Source organism: Methylobacterium sp. EM32 (genome assembly GCF_040593685.1).
Taxonomy (GTDB): Bacteria; Pseudomonadota; Alphaproteobacteria; order Rhizobiales; family Beijerinckiaceae; genus Methylobacterium.
Window position 1 is genome coordinate 1 of sequence record NZ_JBEXZS010000028.1, and the last position, 18,046, is coordinate 18,046.

Annotated in this window: 20 protein-coding genes; 9 read left to right on the plus strand and 11 right to left on the minus strand. The window is 72.4% G+C overall.

Translation table 11 applies throughout. The features are described 5' to 3' along the window. Nucleotides 1–212 precede the first annotated feature (212 nt). Entirely contained in the window at nt 213–464 is a 252-nt protein-coding gene (locus tag ABZT49_RS04410) for a BrnA antitoxin family protein (protein ID WP_355283544.1), read from the plus strand. Between the two features lie 132 nt (nt 465–596). On the opposite strand, the gene ABZT49_RS04415 is transcribed toward ABZT49_RS04410, so the two are convergent. The 7 genes from ABZT49_RS04415 to ABZT49_RS04445 form a co-directional block, all read right to left on the minus strand. Further along, nucleotides 597–1,529, minus strand: a complete 933-nt coding sequence (locus tag ABZT49_RS04415) for a beta-propeller fold lactonase family protein (RefSeq protein WP_355283654.1) — start codon at nt 1,527–1,529, stop codon at nt 597–599. A gap of 155 nt (nt 1,530–1,684) precedes the next feature. After that, entirely contained in the window at nt 1,685–2,221 is a 537-nt protein-coding gene (locus ABZT49_RS04420; RefSeq protein WP_355283547.1) for an SRPBCC family protein, read from the minus strand. A 25-nt stretch (nt 2,222–2,246) separates the two neighbouring features. Then, entirely contained in the window at nt 2,247–2,840 is a 594-nt protein-coding gene (locus ABZT49_RS04425) for a DUF447 domain-containing protein (RefSeq protein ID WP_355283550.1), read from the minus strand. A 1-nt stretch (nt 2,841) separates the two neighbouring features. Then, nucleotides 2,842–4,233, minus strand: a complete 1,392-nt coding sequence (locus ABZT49_RS04430) for a DUF6513 domain-containing protein (protein ID WP_355283553.1) — start codon at nt 4,231–4,233, stop codon at nt 2,842–2,844. Then, nucleotides 4,230–4,820 (minus strand): uridylate kinase, encoded by a 591-nt coding sequence (locus ABZT49_RS04435; RefSeq protein ID WP_355283556.1) that lies wholly within the window; start codon nt 4,818–4,820, stop codon nt 4,230–4,232. The genes ABZT49_RS04430 and ABZT49_RS04435 overlap by 4 nt, the downstream gene beginning before the upstream one ends. 262 nt (nt 4,821–5,082) lie before the next feature. Continuing rightward, nucleotides 5,083–5,790: a (5-formylfuran-3-yl)methyl phosphate synthase gene (locus ABZT49_RS04440; RefSeq protein WP_407943442.1), complete on the minus strand. Its 708-nt coding sequence runs from the start codon at nt 5,788–5,790 to the stop codon at nt 5,083–5,085. After that, on the minus strand, nt 5,787–6,296 hold the full coding sequence (locus ABZT49_RS04445; RefSeq protein WP_355283562.1) for a DUF3280 domain-containing protein: 510 nt from the start codon (nt 6,294–6,296) through the stop codon (nt 5,787–5,789). The genes ABZT49_RS04440 and ABZT49_RS04445 overlap by 4 nt, the downstream gene beginning before the upstream one ends. A gap of 150 nt (nt 6,297–6,446) precedes the next feature. Here ABZT49_RS04445 and ABZT49_RS04450 point away from each other — a divergent pair, with 150 nt between their 5' ends. From ABZT49_RS04450 to ABZT49_RS04480, 7 genes are all read left to right on the plus strand, one after another. Next, complete coding sequence (locus ABZT49_RS04450) at nt 6,447–7,694, plus strand: ABC transporter substrate-binding protein (RefSeq protein WP_355283565.1); 1,248 nt, start codon at nt 6,447–6,449, stop codon at nt 7,692–7,694. Nucleotides 7,695–7,854: 160 nt separating this feature from the next. Further along, on the plus strand, nt 7,855–8,790 hold the full coding sequence (locus ABZT49_RS04455; protein ID WP_355283656.1) for a YVTN family beta-propeller repeat protein: 936 nt from the start codon (nt 7,855–7,857) through the stop codon (nt 8,788–8,790). Nucleotides 8,791–9,011: 221 nt separating this feature from the next. Then, complete coding sequence (locus tag ABZT49_RS04460; protein ID WP_355283568.1) at nt 9,012–9,434, plus strand: hypothetical protein; 423 nt, start codon at nt 9,012–9,014, stop codon at nt 9,432–9,434. Between the two features lie 76 nt (nt 9,435–9,510). After that, nucleotides 9,511–9,750 (plus strand): hypothetical protein, encoded by a 240-nt coding sequence (locus tag ABZT49_RS04465; protein WP_355283571.1) that lies wholly within the window; start codon nt 9,511–9,513, stop codon nt 9,748–9,750. Further along, complete coding sequence (locus ABZT49_RS04470) at nt 9,747–10,493, plus strand: ABC transporter ATP-binding protein (protein ID WP_355283573.1); 747 nt, start codon at nt 9,747–9,749, stop codon at nt 10,491–10,493. The genes ABZT49_RS04465 and ABZT49_RS04470 overlap by 4 nt, the downstream gene beginning before the upstream one ends. Then, nucleotides 10,490–11,347 (plus strand): ABC transporter permease, encoded by an 858-nt coding sequence (locus tag ABZT49_RS04475; RefSeq protein WP_355283576.1) that lies wholly within the window; start codon nt 10,490–10,492, stop codon nt 11,345–11,347. The genes ABZT49_RS04470 and ABZT49_RS04475 overlap by 4 nt, the downstream gene beginning before the upstream one ends. 21 nt (nt 11,348–11,368) lie before the next feature. Beyond that, nucleotides 11,369–11,983, plus strand: coding sequence for a hypothetical protein (locus ABZT49_RS04480; RefSeq protein ID WP_355283578.1), 615 nt, complete (start codon nt 11,369–11,371; stop codon nt 11,981–11,983). A 231-nt stretch (nt 11,984–12,214) separates the two neighbouring features. Here the strand turns inward: ABZT49_RS04480 and ABZT49_RS04485 are convergent, their stop codons facing one another. From ABZT49_RS04485 to ABZT49_RS04500, 4 genes are read right to left on the minus strand one after another with little or no spacing between them, the layout of a single operon-like run. Then, complete coding sequence (locus ABZT49_RS04485; protein ID WP_355283581.1) at nt 12,215–13,012, minus strand: formylmethanofuran dehydrogenase subunit C; 798 nt, start codon at nt 13,010–13,012, stop codon at nt 12,215–12,217. Then, complete coding sequence (gene fhcD, locus ABZT49_RS04490) at nt 13,009–13,941, minus strand: formylmethanofuran--tetrahydromethanopterin N-formyltransferase (RefSeq protein WP_355283583.1); 933 nt, start codon at nt 13,939–13,941, stop codon at nt 13,009–13,011. Before fhcD ends, ABZT49_RS04485 begins: the two co-directional genes overlap by 4 nt. Then, nucleotides 13,929–15,569, minus strand: coding sequence for a formylmethanofuran dehydrogenase subunit A (locus tag ABZT49_RS04495; RefSeq protein WP_355283585.1), 1,641 nt, complete (start codon nt 15,567–15,569; stop codon nt 13,929–13,931). The genes fhcD and ABZT49_RS04495 overlap by 13 nt, the downstream gene beginning before the upstream one ends. Then, on the minus strand, nt 15,563–16,648 hold the full coding sequence (locus ABZT49_RS04500) for a formyltransferase (protein WP_355283587.1): 1,086 nt from the start codon (nt 16,646–16,648) through the stop codon (nt 15,563–15,565). The genes ABZT49_RS04495 and ABZT49_RS04500 overlap by 7 nt, the downstream gene beginning before the upstream one ends. A 227-nt stretch (nt 16,649–16,875) precedes the next feature. Between ABZT49_RS04500 and ABZT49_RS04505 the strand changes: the two genes are divergently transcribed. Beyond that, complete coding sequence (locus ABZT49_RS04505) at nt 16,876–17,850, plus strand: beta-ribofuranosylaminobenzene 5'-phosphate synthase family protein (protein ID WP_355283658.1); 975 nt, start codon at nt 16,876–16,878, stop codon at nt 17,848–17,850. The last annotated feature ends 196 nt before the right edge of the window (nt 17,851–18,046 follow it).

The following is an 18,046-nucleotide window of genomic DNA, read 5'->3' on the forward strand; positions in this document are numbered from 1 at the left end:
TTCGATCGACAGGGATAGTGGCTTCAGGGCGGGCTGAATACGGTACGGGGCCGAGACGGCCATCGTCATCGTGCCGTGCGAGAACACCCGCACCCTGAAACGTGGACCCTGCCTCTTAAGGCTCGTCGGTGCGCCGGCGGGCCTTCGTCGTGTGCGGGTTCTCGTTTCGTGACGGTCCGCACCGTGGTAGGGCCGTCCGCAGGAGGATCCCCATGACGTCTGACCGTTTCCGCCGCGGCAGCGACCCGCGCCAAGCGGCCGAGGCCGCGTTCCGGGCCGTGACCCGCAAGGTGCCGGAGGGCGCAGGCCCCGCGCCGAAGGCCGCCGCGAAAGCCGCCGTGCCGGGCGTACGCGAGACCGTGTCGGTGCGCCTCGACCGCGACGTGCTCGAGCATTTCCAAGAGGCTGGGCCGGGCTGGCAGGATCGCATCAACGCCGCCCTGCGCAAGGCCGCCGGTCTCTAATGCGGCTGGGGCTCGCAGGCCTCCTGCTGCTGCTGGCCGCCCCGGCGCGGGCCGAGGGCGGTCTGGTGACCAACCCGTTCGCGTCGAACTACCCCTCCGTGCCGGTCCGCGAGCGGATCGCCCCGCCCCGGCTCAGCGCAGGAACTGCCCGAAGGCCCGCGGTCCGTCCGAGGTCTTCACCGTCCCGGTCACCGTCAGGGATGCGGCATCGATCACCGTGAGGGTGTTCGATTCCCAGTTCGCCACGTAGATTTGTCTGCCGTCCGGGCTCGCCTGGATGCCCTCCGGATACTCGCCGACCTCGAGCCGGGGCCCCAGCGTCAGGGTGGCCGTGTCGAAGGTGCTCACCGTGCCGCCATACTGGTCGGTGACGAAGGCGCGGCCTCCCGCGAGCGCCACCGCGTAGGGCCGCTCGCCGACCGCGACCCGGCCGACCTCCCGGCGCGCCGCGATGTCGACGACCGAGACGTCGTTCGAGCCGACATTGGCCGCGTAGGCCTTGCGGCCGTCGGGGTCGATCGTGACCCCGAACGGCCGCGTGCCGACCGGAATCACCGCGATCCGCTGCCGCGTCGCGGTATCGACGAGGGAGAGGGCGTCGTCGTCCCGGTCCGCCGCCAGGAGGTACTTCCCGTCCGGCGTCACCGCGATGCCCGACGGCGAGGTGCCGACCGGGATCTCGGCCGCGACCGCGAAGCTCTTCGGATCGACCTCCCACAGCCGCTTGGCGTACCAGTCGGCGACGTAGACCGCGCCGCTCACCGGGTTCACTCCGACCCCGAGGGGCCCGCCGCCGAGCGGCACCGTGCGCGCGACCCGCCGCGCCGCGGCGTCGATCACCACCAGCGCCTTGCCCTCCGGCGCGGTGACGTAGACCGAGCGCCGGTCCGGCGACAGGGCGATGCCCGCCGGCGCGCCAGGGACGGGGATCGTCGCCACCACCTTGGCGAGGCCGAGATCGACCACGTCGACCGTGTTCGCGTTCTGCGCGGTGAGGAAGGCCTCCGCCGCCCAGGTGGGGACCGGCGCCAAGCCAGCCCCCAGAATGCCGATCCCGGCCAGCAGGCGGAGCCCCGCGAGGCGCCGGGCGTGGTTCACATCAACGGCCCAAGATGCTGACGCATCGGTCCGTTGGCCCAACTCGCATCGTCGACACCAGGCTGGAAGCTTGGCGACGATGTGAGAACGGAACCAAAGGTCACTTTCAATGACCGTTGGTCTCACGAGTTGCCCTTCTCGATCTTCGCCTTCAGGTTGTCGAGGCCGCCGCGATAGAGCGCCTTGACCGCCTTGATCGCCGCCTCGTCGCTCAGCTCGGGCGGCGGGTCGTTGTTCATGTAGCCGCGGTAGAACGCGCCGTCCCACACCACTTCCGACGCCTTGCCGCCGTCGGCCGGCTCGACCTTGATCGTCGAGGAGTAGTTGTTGACCGGCAGCACCTTCACGTCGACCTTGTTGATCCGGTACGACAGGCTCTTCTGCTCGGCCGAGTACTTGTAGAGTTCCTCGTCGACGGTGGCGCCGCCGGTCAGGGTGAGGGTGCGGGTGGCTTTCAGCTCGTTGCCGCCCTTGCCCTCGGTCTTCTCGACCGGCGGCAGCCAGCTCATGTCCTGGAAGTTGCCGACGACCGCCCAGACCTTGTCCGGGCTCGCGTTGATCGTGACCTTCTCCTCGACCTTCTTGCGGGTGGGGCCGTGGGCCTGGGCGGGCGCCGCCGCGAAGGCGGCGACGAGGGCGGCCGCGAGGATGCGCTTCATCGGGTGTCTCCTCTCCAAATGACGTCTACGCGTCGTCGACCGCGAGGGACGCGGCGGCCGCCTGCTCCAGGGCGGCCGCGACCTTCGCGGCGATCCAGTTCCAGGCCTCGCGCTCGGCGGGCCCGGCCGTCTTCTCGACGGCGATGCGGTGGTGGCGCAGCTCGGCCAGCACCGTCTCGGGGGCCAGCATGTGGAGCCGCGTCGACAGGATCGCCGCCTCCAGCACCGCGTTGACCGCCCGGTTGTGGCCGAGGAACGGCCGGTGCGCCGCCTCGTGCACCACCCGGCCGCGGAAGCGGGGGCGGACGGGGTCGTCGCGCACCTCCACCACCTGCAATTCCATGTGACCGTAGGCGTCCGCGAGGCGCGGCACCGGGATGGTATGGGACGGCACGGTCGCCCAGTCGCGCCGGCCGGTGACGCAGCCGGCGATCACCCGGATGTCGGCGGGCGCGGCCGCCGCGAAGAACGGCACGGCTTCCAGGTTGGCGATGGTCGGCGAGGGCCGGAACGGCGCCACCCAGAAGTCGTCGCCCTCCTGGATCAGCCCGAACGGCACCAGGTGCAGGGCCCCGTCGGCGGCGGCCGTGGTGACGATGGTCTCGCGGATCAGCGGCACGTTACGGCTTCCCGCTGTGGCGCGTATGGCCCGGGGCCTTGAAGCGGGTGGTGTCCTCCACCTCCCCGTCGAGCGCGCAGCCCCAGTCCAGCGCCTCGTCCTGGACGTAGCGTTTGCCGAGGCGCCAGGCCAGCTCGGCCTTGGTCAATTCCCCGCCGAGATAGAAGGCGTGGGCGCCATCAGTCTCGACGCCGAGATCGGGGAAGAACGCCATCGCGTCGCGCCCCACCTTGTGGATGTCGCGGTTGTAGAGGTGGACCCCGTCCTCCGCCACGGCCACGCGGTAATTCGGGTCGCGCACCTCGGCGGCCAGGGCCGCGATCTCCTCCGGCGTCTGGGTGTAGGGGCGCTTGTCGTGCAGCGCCAGGAGCGCGCGGCCGTAGCCCTTGGGCAGGGCGGCGTCGGCCTTCGCCGCGTACATCACCCGGCGGGCGGCGTCGTGCTCCTCGACCGTGCGGCGGGTGTGGTTCGAGACCTGCACGATCAGCACGTTGCCGATCGAGAGCTCCGAGCACACGCCCATCAGCAGCGCCGTCACCCCGAGGCTGTCGGCCTCGGTGAGCTCGGTCAGGTTGCCGGTGCCCATCATCATGGCGATGTCCGGGTGGCGGCGCCGGGTCTCGTGGTAGCGCACCAGCGAGGCGGCGAAGCCGAAATGGATCGGCTCGAGGATCGGATCGGCGATGAAGGGGCGGCCGGCCCGCTGCATCCGCTCGATCGCCCGGTCGAGGGAGGGCAGGTCGTCGGGGCGCAGCGGCACCAGCACCGGCACCGCGTCGGTCTCGAAGGCGAGGTCGAGCGTCTCCTCGTTGAGGCTGAGCAGGAAATCGGCCCCGGCCGCCGCGCCCTGGCGCAATTCGTCGGGCGAGAACGAATCGACGCTGACCCGCAACCCTTCTGACTTGAGCAGCCGCACGGTCTCGGCGAGGTGCGGGAAGGGGGTGTCCGGCAGCCCGCCGAGATCGATCACGTCGGCCCCGCGCCGGGCGAGGTCCTGGGCGCGGATCAGGATCGCGTCGGGCGTGAGCCGCGAGGCGTCGACGATCTCGGAGAAGATCCGCACGTCGTGGCGCGACAGGTCGACCTTGCGCCCGGCGAGCCCGAGGAAGACCAGCAGGTCGACGATCTCGTCCGGCCCGCGCTCGACCGGCAGGCCGAAATGCGCCGCCAGCACCGCCGGGTCGGCCCGGCAGCGCCCGGGCAGGATGATCCGCGTCGCCCCCTCCGGCACGGCGACCCGGCGGCGGATGATTTCTTCCGTCATCAGCGCCGCGACCTTCACGCCGGCGTCGGCGATGGTCCAGGCGAAGCGATCCGGCGGCAGGGCGGCCGCGACCTTCTCCAGCCGCGCCTTGGCGAGGCGCCCGGTGACGAAGACGAGGTGCTCCCTCACGCGGCGCACTCCGGAGCCGCCGCGCTGCACGGCCGGTCGCCGCCGGGACCCCGCAGCACGATCCGGCCGGGGAAGCGGGAAGCGAAGCCCGGGAAGGCGGCATCGACGAGGCCGGTGCGGGCGAGGTCCGCGGGTCCGGCCCCGGGCGGGGGATCGGCGGATTTCACCAGCAGGCAGGTTCTCGCAGCGAGGCGCGTGGCGAGCCAGAGCGCCAGGCTGTCCGAGGTGACGTCCCAGCTCTCCGGGATCTCCGGATGGCCTCCGAGCGCCGACGGGTCCCAGGCCGGCATGCGGCCGGCGGCGAGACTCCCGCCGGGATCCTGCGTCACCACGAGGCGCGGCTCCAGGGCGGCGAAGATCCGCGCCATGCCCGCCATGGCATCGAGGGCGAGCCGGTGGGCGAGGGGGTCCGGGAAGCCGAGGGCGGCTTGCGTCGCCCGCACCGCGTCGGCAAGGGCGCCGCCGCCCGGCACGATCACCGCCGGCCCCTCGGCCCCGTCCGCGAGGCCGCCGAGCAGCCGGCGCAGCCGGACCCGATCGGCCGCGAGGCTGCCGCCGATTTTCACGACGGTGAGGGCGTGGCTCATGGTTCGCGCCCCGTGCGTACAGGGCTGTCCGAGACAAAGGAAAGACGCGGGATCCCCTCTCCCGTGTGGGAGAGGGGTAGGGGTGAGGGTGACACGCTTCCGCATAGAGCTCGAACCGTCGTGCTGGCAGCTCCACGCTTCAGGTTCTTTGCGGAAACCGCGCCACCCTCACCCCTACCCCTCTCCCACACGGGAGAGGGGATCCCGCGCTTGATCTTGGTCCGGACACTTCCCCGGACAACCTTGTGTTGCAGCGACACGCTCACGCCGCCTCGACACGCGGCGCAAGAGCCCCAAGCCGCCGCGCCGCCTCGGCGATCCGCTCTGGATCGAGACCGCCCCTCCGGTCTCCCTGCGCGCACAACCCGCCGCGGAATCCGAGATAACCCGGCCCGAGCGCCACCAGGACCGGGATGTCGTCGAGGGAGAGCGAGCCGGCGAGGCCCGAGAGCAGGCCGTGCGCCCGGCACGAGGCCGCAAAGCCCGCGAGACGCGGCAGGGGCAGGTGGTCGGTGAGCCGCCGCCCGTCCTTGCCCCGCGTGTCGATCATCGCGCCGGAGAAGCCGGCGGCGGCCAGCGCCGGCACGTCGGCCCCCTCCGGCCCTTCCTCGGCGAACAGCACCGCGATGACGGGGATGCCGGTGGGCAGGATCAGGCCCGCGGCGTCGCGCCCCGGCGCCCAGGCGATCTTGAGGTAGCCCACGCCCGTCCCGGCGAGCGCCGCCAGGCAGGCCGAAGCCTCCCGGGCATCGCGCGGCTCGCCCGCCACGGCGCTGGTCAGCCGGTCACTGGCCGCCGCCGCGATCGCCCGCACGGTCTCAGGGTGCAGCGCCCCGAGGGCGCCGCGATCGGGATCCTTGCCGTCGATCAGGTCGGCGCCGTGGTCGCGGGCGAGCGCGGCCTCATGGGCATCGCGTACGCTGACGAGGAGGCGGGTGCGGGGAGAGGCGATGTCGGGCACGGGAATCAGGACCGGTTCGGCAGCGGCTCGGCGAAGAGGCGGTTCTTCACGAGCGAGCGCACGCCGTGGAGCCAGGTGTCGTCGGTGTCGCCCTGGATCACCACCTGGCCGCCGCGCAGCACCTTGCCGCTCTCGGCCTCCGTGATGGTGATGGTGAGGTTGAGCACCTGCGGGGCGCTGCGCTGGACGTAGCCGTAGACGACGTAGGCCGCCCCCGCCGCCTGGGCGATCTTTTCCGCGCAGCCCTCGCACTTGTAGAACGGCGCGTCGCGCCGGATCGCGGCGGCCTGGGGTGTCAGATCCACGGGGTCGAGCCCGCGGCCCGCCACCTCCCGGCGCAAGGCCTCGCTGGCGAGCCCCAGGCGCCGCGCATCCTCCGGCCTCACCGGACGCGGGCCGACCGTGCCGGGCTCCGCCAGCTCGACCCCGAACACCGCCGCCGTGTTCGGCGCGGCGGCGGCCGGCAGGCCGACGAGCAGGGCCGCGAGGGCGGGAAGGGCGCGAAACGACAGCATCGTCCGACCCTCGCATACCGGTGCAGGACCGCGCAACGCGCTCCCCGGCCGGCCGTGTTCGGACTTTCGGGGGAGGGCGGGTGGTCTTAAACAATCCTCATCGAACAGGCGTTGAGGGTGCGGGAGAAACCCTGGTAGCGTGCCGCCCGCATGGCACAGTTCCGCACGGCCACCCTCACCCTCGGTCTGCTCGCCGCCCTGGCGGGAGCGCCGGTTGCTCTCGCGCAAGCGCCCGCCGCGCCCACCGCCGCGGCGCCTCAGGCGAGCGAGATCCGCATCGGCCTGATCTACCGGCCGGCCCCGGCGCCGTCCTCCTACGACGCCCAGGCCGCGCCCGAGGACGAGGGTCTGGCCGGCGCCAAGCTGGCGATCCAGGACAACACCACCACCGGCCGCTTCGTGCGCCAGAGCTACGCCCTCGACGCGGTGGCGCTGGGCAAAGCCGCCCCCGGCGAGCCGCCGCCGCAGAGCCCGGTCGAGGCCGCCCGCGGTCTCGTCCAGAAGGGCCTGCGCTTCCTCGTGCTGGCGCTGCCCGCCGACGAGGTGCTGGCGGTGGCCGACGCGCTCAAAGGGTCGGACACCGTCCTGTTCAACGCGGCCGCCCCCGACGACCGCCTGCGCGGGACCGACTGCCGATCGGATGTCTTCCACGTCGCCCCGAGCCGGGCGATGCAGACCGATGCGCTGGCGCAATTCCTCGCCTTCATGCGCTGGCGCAAGCTCTTCCTGATCACCGGCCCGCAGGACGGCGACAGGTTGTGGGCCGAGGCGATGAAGCGCTCGGCGAAGAAATTCGGATTGCAGATCAGCGCCGAGCGTCCCTGGACCTTCGGGCCGCTGGCCCGCGCCCGCGGCGACACCCCGACCCGGGCCGAGGCCCTCGTCTTCACCCGCGGCCTCGATTACGACGTCGCCGTGGTGGCGGACGAGGCGGGCGATTTCGGCGATTACGTGCCGTTCCACACCGTCGATCCGCGGCCCGTGGTCGGCACGCAGGGGCTGATCCCCACCACCTGGCACCCGACGCTGGAGGTCTGGGGCGCCGCCCAGGCCCAGAACCGCTTCCGCCGCCTCGCCGGCCGGCTGATGCGTCCCCTCGACTACCAAGTCTGGGCCTCGGTGCGGGCCGTGGGCGAGGCCGCCTTCCAGAAGAAGACCACCGATCCGGCGGCGCTCAGCCTCGCGATCGCCGATCCGGCGTTCAGCCTGCCGGGCTACAAGGGCGTGGCGCTCAGCTTCCGCCCCTGGGACCACCAGCTGCGCCAGCCGCTGCTCTTGGTGCAGCCCCAGGCGCTGGTGGCGGTGGCGCCGGAGCAGGGCTACCTGCACCAGCGCACGCCGCTCGACACGCTGGGGATCGACCTGCCGGAGACCCAGTGCAAGCTGACGAAGTCGTGACCCGGCCATAAGTCGGTCTCGCCCGCGGCGCCGCGGCGGGCCAGGTATGAGCCAAAGACGCAAGAGCCAGAGACGGACCGCGGACGAAGAGCGCGGCCGGGAGGGAGGATCGATGAGCCGTCACCGGATCGGACCGGCGCAGTACGCGATCGCCGCGGCCATGCTCCTCGCCGCCGCGCCCGCCCACGCCACCACCGTCTATGTCAGCAACGAGAAGGGCAACTCGGTCAGCGTCATCGACGTCGAGAGCCTGAAGGTCACGGCGACTTGGCCAGTCGGGCGGCGCCCGCGGGGTATCACGGTGGGAAAGGACGGGAGCCTGCTCTACGTCTGCGCCAGCGACGACGACCGCATCGACGTGCTCGATACGAAGACCGGCAAGATCGTACGCTCCCTGCGCTCCGGGCCCGACCCGGAGCAGTTCATCGCGCACCCGTCCGGCAACCCGGTCTACGTCGCCAACGAGGACGACAGCCAGGTCACGGTGCTCGACATCGAGAAGAACAAGGTGGTGGCCGAGGTGCCGGTCGGCGTCGAGCCGGAGGGGATGGGGTTGAGCCCGGACGGATCGATCCTGGTCAACACCTCCGAGACCACCAACATGGCCCATTTCATCGACACCAAGACCTTCCAGGTGATCGACAACGTGCTGGTCGATGCCCGCCCCCGCTTCGCCGAGTTCAGCCAGGACGGCAAGTGGCTCTGGGTCTCGGCCGAGGTCGGCGGCACCGTCTCGGTGATCGACGTCGAGACCCGCAAGGTGGTCAAGAAGATCACCTTCAAGATCCCGGGCGTCACCGACGAGCAGATCCAGCCGGTCGGCATCCGCCTGACCAAGGATGGGACCAAGGGCTTCGTGGCGCTCGGGCCCGCCAACCGGGTCGCGGTGGTCGATGCGAAGACCTACGAGGTGCAGAAGTACCTGCCGGTCGGCCAGCGGGTGTGGCAGCTCGCCTTCACGCCGGACCAGAAGCTCCTCTTCACCACCAACGGCACCTCGAACGACGTCTCGGTGATCGACGTCGAGGCCCAGAAGGTGACGAAGAGCATCCCGGTCGGGCTGCTGCCCTGGGGCGTCGCGGTCTCGCCGCAGTAAATTTTTCTGGCCGCGCCTCAAGACGAGTGAAGCGCGGGATCCCCTCTCCCGGGTGGGAGAGGGGTAGGGGTGAGGGTGGCTCGGCTTCAGGATAAATCGCTGAGCGTCGAGCTGCGCAGCTCGAAGGTCGGATCTTTGTTCTGAACCCGAGCCACCCTCACCCCCGGCCCCTCTCCCACACGGGAGAGGGGAGAGTGCTCGACCTCCCAGCCGGATCGCCCATGCGTCGCCTCCTCTTCACAATCCTCTCCGCCAGCCTCCTCACCACCCCCGCCCTCGCCGGCGACCTCACCAAGGGCCGCACCGACCTGCCCGACCTGGTGCTGGGCGCCGAGGACAACGACTACGCCGTGCCGGTGAAAGACATCGAGATGGAGGCCGGCAAGTCCTACCGGCTGCGGATCACAGCCAAGGGGCAGAAGGAGTACAAGTTCTTCGCCAGCGAGTTCTTCCGCGGCGTGTGGATGAACCAGATCGTCATCAACCACCTCGAGGTGCACATGGCCGGGCCGCCGCACCACCTCGAATTCGACGACCAGGGCACGATCGCGGTGGAGTTCGTGACGGTGCGGGCCGGCGAGTTCCCGTGGTCGGTGCAGGGGCTGGAGAGCCGGGGCATGACCGGGCGCTTCATCGTGAAGTGACAGGGGTTTGCGGGCCGCAGCCCCCGGCCTACATCGACCGCAAGAAACCGAGAGAACGGACTGGAGGAAACCCGGGATGCGCGCGCTCCTCGCCGCCCTGCTGCTGCTGACGGCCCTGCCCGCCCGCGCCGACGACGCGGCCGCGTGCCGGGACGGCATCGCGACGATCAAGGCCGAGCTGGCGAAGTCCCCCACTGAGCCCGTCGCCAAGGCCCTCCGGAAGGAGCTGCGCGTCGCCGAGCGGGAACTCGGCGAGCGCGAATACGACGAGTGCCTCGACGCGGTACGCGACGCCCGCAAGGCGCTGACGCGATGAGCGCGGCGCTCGCGGTCGAGGGGGTGAGCCACCGCTTCGGCGCCCGCACGGCGCTCGACGACGTGTCGTTCGAGGTGCCCCGGAGCGCCTTCACGGCCCTGCTCGGGCCGAACGGGGCCGGCAAGACCACCCTGTTCTCGGTGGTGACGCGGCTCTATGCCAGCCAGGCCGGCCGCGTCGCGCTGCTGGGGCACGACCTCAATCGCGAGCCGTCGCGGGCGCTCGCGCGGCTCGGCGTGGTGTTCCAGGCCCGCACCCTCGACACCGACCTGACGGTGCGCCAGAACCTGCTCTACCACGCCGCCCTCCACGGCATTCCGCGCAAGGCGGCGCTGGCGCGCATCGAGACCTTGCTCACCCGCATCGGCCTGTCCGAGCGCCGCGACGACAAGATCCGCACGCTCTCGGGCGGCCAGTCGCGGCGGATCGAGATCGCCCGGGCGCTGATCCACGCGCCCGACCTGCTGCTCCTCGACGAGCCCACCGTCGGCCTCGACCTCGACTCCCGTGCCGACATCGTCGCGATCGTGCGGGCGCTGGTGCGGGAGGAGGGGCTGTCGGTGCTCTGGGCCACCCACATCTTCGACGAGATCGAGCCGGAGGACCGGGTCGTGGTGCTGCATCGCGGCCGTATCGTCGCCCGCGGCCTCGCCGGCACCTTGAGCGAGCCGACCGGCTCCCTCGAGACGGCCTTCCGCCAGATGACCGCCGAGCGGGGCGACACCCCGAGGAGAGTCGCATGAGCGCGGGAACGGCCCTCACCCCGGTCCGCGGCCGGCTCGATGCCAGCGGCTACCTCATCGCGCTCGCCGGCATCGTGCGGCGGGAGCTCCTGCGCTTCTTCAACCAGAAGGAGCGGTTCTTCTCGGCACTGGTGCGGCCGCTGGTCTGGCTGTTCATCTTCGCCGCCGGCTTCCGCAATACCCTCGGCCTGTCGATCACGCCGCCCTACGAGACCTACGTCCTCTACGAGGTCTACGTCGTGCCGGGCCTCGCGGTGATGATCCAGCTGTTCAACGGCATGCAATCGTCGCTGTCGATGGTCTACGACCGCGAGGTCGGCTCGATGCGGGTGCTGCTCACCAGCCCCTATCCGCGCTGGAGTCTCTTGCTCGCCAAGCTCATCGCCGGCGTGATCGTGTCGCTGGTCCAGGCCTACGTCTTCCTCGCCATCGCGAGCTTCTTCGAGACCGACATCCCGTGGAGCGGCTACCTCCTGGCGCTCCCGGCCTTCCTGGCGGCGGGGCTGATGCTCGGCGCGATCGGGCTGTTCCTGTCGTCGCTCGTGCGCCAGCTCGAGAATTTCGCCAGCGTGATGAACTTCGTGATCTTCCCGATGTTCTTCGCCTCCTCGGCGCTCTACCCGCTGTGGCGGGTCAACGAGTCGAGCGCGACCCTGTACTGGATCTGCCAGATCAACCCGTTCACCCACGCCGTCGAGCTGGTGCGCTTCGCCCTCTACGGCGCCTTCAACCCGGTCGCCTGCGCGGTCGTGGTCGGGACCGGGCTCGCGTTCTTCGTCATGGCGGTCGCCGCCTACGATCCCGGCCGCGGGCTGCTCGCCCGGCGCGGCGGCCCGGCCGGGGAGGCGGGCTGACCGCTCCGCAAGCGAAAGAAGATGCCCGTGATACGCTCCGCCCTCGCCACGCTCCTGATCCTCTCGGCCGCGCCGGCGCTCGCCCAGCCGAGGCCCGACCCCGACTGGCCCTGCGCCCAGCGCAAGGTCTCGACGCTGGGTCCCGGCGCGGTCTGGACCGGGCCGGACCCGACGCAGGCGCTCTCCGACTGGGGCAACGACACCGAGGCGGCCCTGCTGGCCCAGAAGATCGCGTCGCGCCGGCTGCCGGTGGAAGAGGTCGACGGCCTCCTCGACGGCTTCGTGGGGAAGATCGGCGGGGCGGAGAGGGAGACCCGCCTGACCCGGGTCTTCGCCGGCGTGTTCGAGGTGCTGAACGGCGAGCGCGACAAGGTGGTGTCCGGCATCGGCCGCTACGCCCGCGGCCAGCGGGTGCTGGCCGAGCGCATCCGCGACGAGGCTGGGAAGATCAGCGAGGTGAAGACCGCGCCGGACGTGCCCGACACCAAGGAGCTGGCCGAGCTGGAGACCCGCTTCGCCTGGGACAAGCGCATCTTCCAGGAGCGCAGCCAGTCGCTGACTTACGTCTGCGAGGTACCGACCCTGCTGGAGCAGCGGCTGGGGACGATCGCGAAGAAGATTCAGGCGCGGTTGTAAGACGACAGGCATTGCCTGCGCGACTGTCGCGGACGGTTCTCACACCCTCGATGTCATCCCGGGGCTCGCCGACGGCGAGAACCCGGGATCCATAACCGCTGAGGATCGAGGAAGAGGCGAACAGCGTTCCGCGTCGTCTTGCACCGTCGGCGGTTATGGATCCCGGGTTCCGCTGCGCGGCCCCGGGATGACACGGAGGGTGGCCAGACCCGTAGGGGAGACAATCCCCGCTCACCCCACCGGTGCGAACAGCTCCCCCTTGCCGAGCGTCGCGAGGTCGCCGCCGTAGCGGCGCAGGGGCGCCCGCAGGAGCGAAGCCGCCTCCGGCGCCACGGCCTCCAGGGATTTCGCCAGGAGCCGCAGCACCACGAGGTCCTGCCGCCCGGTCTCGACGAAGGTCGGCAGCAGCACCCCGTGGCGGGCCGCGACCAGGGTGCCGCGCCGCATGCCGTAGCCGGGATGGTCGCCGAGCGCGTCGGCGACGATCGTGCCGGCGATCATCCGGGCGCCGGCATGCACCCCGGCGCGCTTCGCGACGATCAGCCCGGACCGCATCCGATCGCCGAGGCGGTCGCCAGCGCACCCTCCGATCACCAGGGTCGCGCCGTCGAGCCCGCAGGCCGCGCCGTGCACCGCGCCGCCGGCGCTATCGGCGGCGTCGCCCGCGATGCGGATCGTGCCGCCGGTGGCCGCCGTGCCGGCGAAGGGGCCGGCAGAGCCCGTGACCGTGAGAGTCCCGCCCGTCATGCCGGCGCCGAGGCGCTGGCCGACATCGCCCTCGACCACGATCCGCCCCAGGCTGAGACCGGCCCCGACCCGGTCGAGGCGGTCGCTGGCGCCGAGGATGCGCAGTTCCTCCGAGCCGTCGAGGTGGAGCGCGAAGCAGTCGCCGAGGGTCAGGCCGCGGCGGCTGGTGCCGACCGGCAGCCGGGCGGCCTCCGCCTCCGACAGGCCGGCGAGGGCGGCGGGGGTGATCCCAGCGAGGTCCAGGCGCTCCGGCGGCGGCTCGCGCAAAGTGAGCGTGCTCATGCGGCCTCCCCGACGAGGTCGCGGAGATGGAAGTGGTGGCGGCCGAGATTGCCGCCGTAATTGCCCGCCGTGACCGCGACGAGGCCGAGATCGGCCCCCGCCTCGGTGGAGGCGTGGAGCGCCGCCCGCATCGCAGCCGACACGCTGCCCGCCGAGAGCCCGTCGATGACGATCTCCAGCACCACGTCGACCTCCGGCGGCAGGGCCGAGCCGGCGCGGCCCTTGAGGGTCGGGCAATAAGCGTCGTTGGTCGAGGCCATCATGCCCTTGGTGCGCGCCCCGACCTTGGAGCCGGAGCGCACCACGCCGCCCGGGAAGGGCAGGATCACGTCCGGCACGCGACGGGCCGCCGCGACCGCGATCTCGGCCACCCGCAGGGTGTCGGCGAAGCGCCGGCCGAGAAAGAGCAGGTTGCCGCCGCCGACCGCGCCGTTGACAGTCGGCACGGAATGCTCGCACAGGAACTCGCCGTCCATCACCGGCGTCCGCCAGTAGCGCCGACCCCCGATGCGCTTGGCGGTGGCGAAGCCGTCGCCGAAGTAGCGGATCGCGCCGCCGAGCTTGAGCGCCTTGCCCACGTTCGGGTCGTCCCAGGGGATGCCCGCATAGGCGGCGCTGCCCGGCGAGGTCAGCACGCATTGCCCGACCCGGCGCAGGAGCTGGTCCTTGAGGCCGCCGGCATCGAAGCCGAACAGCAGCACCCGCACGCCCGGGCGCCCGTCGGGGGTGTCGTCGGGGGCGAGCACGGCGTCGATGCCGGCCTCGGCGCCGCAGCCGATCACCGAGGTGGCGAAGCCCGTCATGGTGGTCGCGGCGATCATCGCCCAGGCGGGCGTCTCGGCGGTGAGGACGAGGGCGGTCGCCGCCATGTCGAAGGCCTCCGCGAAGGTGTCCTCGACCCGGATGCCGTGGAGGATCAGGTCCGGCATGGAATCGCCTCGAACACCTCGCGGCCGGGGAAGGCCGCATCCGGCACGGAAAAACTCGACAGCCCGGCGCCGAAGCGGCCCTGGAGATAGGCCTCGGTCCGCCGCGCCATGCCGGCATCGGCCTCGAGCGCGAGGGACAGGGTGCGGCCGCGGGCCCAAGAGGTACCATCCGAGACGACCTCGCCGTCCTCGACGATCACCGCGCCGTCCTTGAGCACCCGGTGGGCGCGGGCGAACATCGCGGTCCGGTCCGGCTGGTCGCGGTAGACCGCGATATCGGCCTTCGCCCCCGGGCGCAGGTGGCCGCGGTCGGTGAGGCCAAGCAGCTTCGCCGGACCGGAGCGGGTGAGCTGCGCCACCTCCGCGAAGCTGTATTCGCGCTCCAGGCCTGCGAGGCCGGAGCGTTCGGCCGCCACCTTGGGGTGGGCGGCGACCTCGCGGTCCCGCTCCTCCTTGTCCATCAGCAGGTGGAGGATGCGCGGATAGGCGGTGAACGGCCCGCCATTCGGGTGGTCGGTGGTCAGGATGGTGCGCTCCGGGTCGGGCGAGAGCAGCATCAGCTCGAGCCCGATGGCGAATTGCAGCGAGGAGGTCGGGCCGCGGTCGCGGTAGCGGAACGGCACGATGCCGCCGCCCTCGGCGTCGCCCGCGTTGACGATCCATTTCCTCGGGCTCGCCGCCTTGCGGCCGGAAAACTGGCGCAGGATGTCGAGCGAGATCGTCGCGGTCTGGCCGAACACCACCTGGCCGATATCGAGGGTGGCATTGGGATGGCGCGCCAGCGCCTCGGCGATCCGCGGCGCGGCGGACATGAAGCCGCCGGTCAGCGGGTTCTCCTTGTCGACGGCGGCGTAGGCGTAGAACTGGGCGTGGGCGAAGTGGATGCGCCGGCCTTCCGCCGCTTCCAAGGTCTCGATCAGGCTGTCATCGGCCCCCGGCAGGCCGAGATTGCTGCAATGGACGTGAAGCGGGTGGGGCACCTTGAGCGCCTCGACCGCGTCGAGGAGCCCGTTCAGGATTTTTCGCGAGGTGAGCCCGTAGGCCGGCACCTCGTCGTCGAGGGCGAAGCGCACCGCCCCGTCCTTGAAGGCGTCGGCGCCGCCGGCATTGATGACCTTGACGCCGAGCGCCCGCGCGGTCGCGACGTTGAGAGCGACGAGGTCGCGGACCGCGTCCCGGCTCTCGCGGTCGCGCAGGAGCCCGAGCAGCTGGTCGTCGTTGCCCATCACGCACAGGCCGCCCCGGTCGAGGAGCGGGATCTCGGCGAGTTCGAGCTGGGTCGCCAGCGCGTTGACCGGCGGCATCGCCGGTTCGACCGCAGTGGTGTAGCCCATCCGGGCGTAGAGCATCCCGACATCGCGGCCCGACCCGTGCGGGTTCGGCGCGCCGGGCTCGGACAGCCCCAATTTCGGCAGCAGCAGACGCGCCAGCACCACGTTGCCGCCGGCGATGTGCGAATGAACCTCGACGCCCCCCGCCATCACGACGCACCCTGTGGCGTCGATGGTGCGATCGGGCGTGCGGTCGGAGGCGGCGACGACGCGGCCATCCTCGATCCAGACGTCACCGATGGCGTCGCGCCCGGCGGTCGGATCGACCACCCGGCCGCCGGCGATGCGGGTCAGCATGGGGTGCGCTCCGGCTGCGGGGCGGGAGAGGCGGCGAGCCGGGCCCGGAGGTCGGCGAGGATCGCGGCGGCGGGCTCCGGCTCCGGCCGCGGCGCTCCGGCGTCGTGCCAGGCGATCACCGCCCGGCGCGGGTGCCAGAGGGCGGCGCCGAAGGCCTCGCCCGGCACGCCGACGCCGATCACCACCCGGGCCTCGTCGCCCTTCGGCGCCCCGAGGAGCGCCACGGTCGGCACGGTGCGGGTCCAGGCCGGCAGGGGAGCGGGCAGGGAGGCGAGCCAGAGCGCGGCATCGACCTCGCCGGCGGCGGCCTGCCGCTCGGCGTCGAAGCGCCAGGGATCGTGCTCGGGGTAACCACGGCCGAAGCCGGTCCGCGGCCCCTGGCCGGTGCTCCAGGCCGCGACCTGGGCGACGGCCCGGCCCTGATGCGGATCGCCCAGCGGCAGGGCGAAGCAGCGGGTGATCTCGTTGAGGTCCTTGACGAGGCCGGTCAGCATCTCGGCCCCGAGGGCGCCGGTCTCGGCGGGGTCGTAGACGATCACCCCGTAGAGCGCCTCGCGCAGGCGCACCGCGAGGTCGGCGAGGGGATGGGGGCCGGCGATGCGGCCGCCGACCAGGCCGCGCAGCAAGCCGATCGCCGCCGGCAACCCGGCCTCGCCCGCCGGATAGGCGATGTGCTGCACGGCCCCGTCCCCCGGCGCGCCCAGGGCGAGGAGCGTGCGGGGCCGCCCGGCGGCGCGGCCGCGGACAGGCCCCTCCGCCGCCAGATCGCTCAACACGTCGGAAGCCCAGGGCGCGGCGCCGAGCGCCAGCACGACGTCGGCCCGCCCGCGCGCCTCGGCCGGGGTGGTGGTCATCGCGCCGCCCGAGGCCAGCGCCCCGAGATCGGCGTAGAGCGCCGATCCCGCCGCGGGATCGAGCGAGGCGCCGATCGCGCGGGCGAGGTCGAACGCCGCCTGCACGGACGCCGCCTCGGCGCAGAGCCCGGCGAGGACCGGGCTTCGTGCCCCGGCCAGCAGCGCGGCGGCCGCCGCGACCGCCGCCTCCTGCGCCACCGCCCGCCCATCGATCCAGGCCGACATCCGCCCTCGCTCGCCCCTGCCGCGCAACCATGCATCGCGGACGGTCGCATCCGGGCGCCCGGGCAGGCAAGTCCCCCGAAAGTCCGGCTTCGCGCCAGGGCCGGCGGCCAGATATCCGCCGATCCCGAGTTGCCCATCCGGCGGGCGGTGTGGGACAGTCCGGCCCCGGGGACGACGCGGGCACCGAGGCATCCGGGGCAGGAAGCGAGGCCGGTTTGGCGCACGAGATGGGACCAGCGCGGGCGAGGGTGCGGGTGCGCGCCCCGGCCCGGCTGCATTTCGGCTTCCTCGACCTGCATGGCGGGCTCGGCCGGCGCTTCGGCAGCATCGGGCTCGGGCTCGACGCGCCCGGCATCGATCTCACCGCCGCCTGCGCCGATTCCTTGTCGGTCACCAGCACCGAGGCTCCCGGCCTCGCCGCCGAGCGCGAGCGGGTGCGCACCTACGCGGCTTTGGCCGCCCGCCATCTCGGCGTGCCGGAGACCGGAGCCTTCCACCTCGCGGAGGCGATCCCGGCCCATGCGGGTTTCGGCTCGGGCACGCAGCTCGCCCTCTCGGTCGCGGCGGCGCTCGCCGCGCTCCACGGCGCGCCCTTCGCGCCGGCCGCCTTCGCGGACGTCCTCGACCGCGGCAACCGATCCGGTGTAGGGCTCGCCGCCTTCGTCACCGGCGGCCTGATCGTCGATGGCGGCCGCGACGACAGCGAGGCGCCGCCGCCGGTGATCGCGCGGCTGCCCTTCCCCGAAGCCTGGCGGATGGTGCTGATCCTCGATGCCGGCCGCACCGGCGTGCACGGGGCCGAGGAGCGCCGGGCCTTCCGCGAATTGCCCCGCTTCCCCGCGCCGGAGGCCGCCGAGATCTGCCGCACGGTCCTGATGCAGGTGCTGCCGGCCGTGGTCACCGAGGATGTGGCGCGGTTCGGCGCCGGGATCACCGGGATCCAGCGCCGGATCGGCGACTATTTCGCCCCCCACCAGGGCGGGCGCTACGCCAGCGCGGCGGTGGCGGCGGCGCTCGCCGACGTGGAGGCGGCCGGCATCGCCGGCTTCGGCCAGAGCTCCTGGGGACCGACCGGCTTCGCCCTCACGCGCGACGCGGCGGAGGCCGAGGCCCTGGTCGAATCCTTGCGTCCCCGCCACCCGGGCCTGACCTTCCGCGTCGCCCGCGGGCGCAACCGCGGGGCGGAGATCGGCGAGCCGTAACCGACGCCGGCACGCCGTTTGCTCGTATTTCCCCGCGGCGCAGAGCCGCCGGGGCTCTTGTCGGGTTGGCGTGCCCATCGTCGCGTGTCCGCTGAGGGTCCGCCCGGCCATGCGCGCATGGCCGGTGGCGGTCTCGCCGATTGCCGCAGTGAGAGTGCCGTTCACCGGATGGCCACGTCTCGAGAGATGGGACGTC

What these genes read in the sequence shown, in the direction of transcription:
- ABZT49_RS04465 (WP_355283571.1), top strand. Translation starts at nt 9,511, where the DNA reads ATGCGCGCGCTCCTCGCCGCCCTGCTGCTGCTGACGGCCCTGCCCGCC.
- ABZT49_RS04455 (WP_355283656.1), top strand. Translation starts at nt 7,855, where the DNA reads ATGCTCCTCGCCGCCGCGCCCGCCCACGCCACCACCGTCTATGTCAGC.
- ABZT49_RS04420 (WP_355283547.1), bottom strand. Translation starts at nt 2,221, where the DNA reads ATGAAGCGCATCCTCGCGGCCGCCCTCGTCGCCGCCTTCGCGGCGGCG.
- ABZT49_RS04445 (WP_355283562.1), bottom strand. Translation starts at nt 6,296, where the DNA reads ATGCTGTCGTTTCGCGCCCTTCCCGCCCTCGCGGCCCTGCTCGTCGGC.
- ABZT49_RS04475 (WP_355283576.1), top strand. Translation starts at nt 10,490, where the DNA reads ATGAGCGCGGGAACGGCCCTCACCCCGGTCCGCGGCCGGCTCGATGCC.
- ABZT49_RS04480 (WP_355283578.1), top strand. Translation starts at nt 11,369, where the DNA reads ATGCCCGTGATACGCTCCGCCCTCGCCACGCTCCTGATCCTCTCGGCC.
- ABZT49_RS04485 (WP_355283581.1), bottom strand. Translation starts at nt 13,012, where the DNA reads ATGAGCACGCTCACTTTGCGCGAGCCGCCGCCGGAGCGCCTGGACCTC.
- ABZT49_RS04470 (WP_355283573.1), top strand. Translation starts at nt 9,747, where the DNA reads ATGAGCGCGGCGCTCGCGGTCGAGGGGGTGAGCCACCGCTTCGGCGCC.
- fhcD (WP_355283583.1), bottom strand. Translation starts at nt 13,941, where the DNA reads ATGCCGGACCTGATCCTCCACGGCATCCGGGTCGAGGACACCTTCGCG.
- ABZT49_RS04495 (WP_355283585.1), bottom strand. Translation starts at nt 15,569, where the DNA reads ATGCTGACCCGCATCGCCGGCGGCCGGGTGGTCGATCCGACCGCCGGG.
- ABZT49_RS04410 (WP_355283544.1), top strand. Translation starts at nt 213, where the DNA reads ATGACGTCTGACCGTTTCCGCCGCGGCAGCGACCCGCGCCAAGCGGCC.
- ABZT49_RS04500 (WP_355283587.1), bottom strand. Translation starts at nt 16,648, where the DNA reads ATGTCGGCCTGGATCGATGGGCGGGCGGTGGCGCAGGAGGCGGCGGTC.
- ABZT49_RS04460 (WP_355283568.1), top strand. Translation starts at nt 9,012, where the DNA reads ATGCGTCGCCTCCTCTTCACAATCCTCTCCGCCAGCCTCCTCACCACC.
- ABZT49_RS04435 (WP_355283556.1), bottom strand. Translation starts at nt 4,820, where the DNA reads ATGAGCCACGCCCTCACCGTCGTGAAAATCGGCGGCAGCCTCGCGGCC.
- ABZT49_RS04505 (WP_355283658.1), top strand. Translation starts at nt 16,876, where the DNA reads ATGGGACCAGCGCGGGCGAGGGTGCGGGTGCGCGCCCCGGCCCGGCTG.
- ABZT49_RS04450 (WP_355283565.1), top strand. Translation starts at nt 6,447, where the DNA reads ATGGCACAGTTCCGCACGGCCACCCTCACCCTCGGTCTGCTCGCCGCC.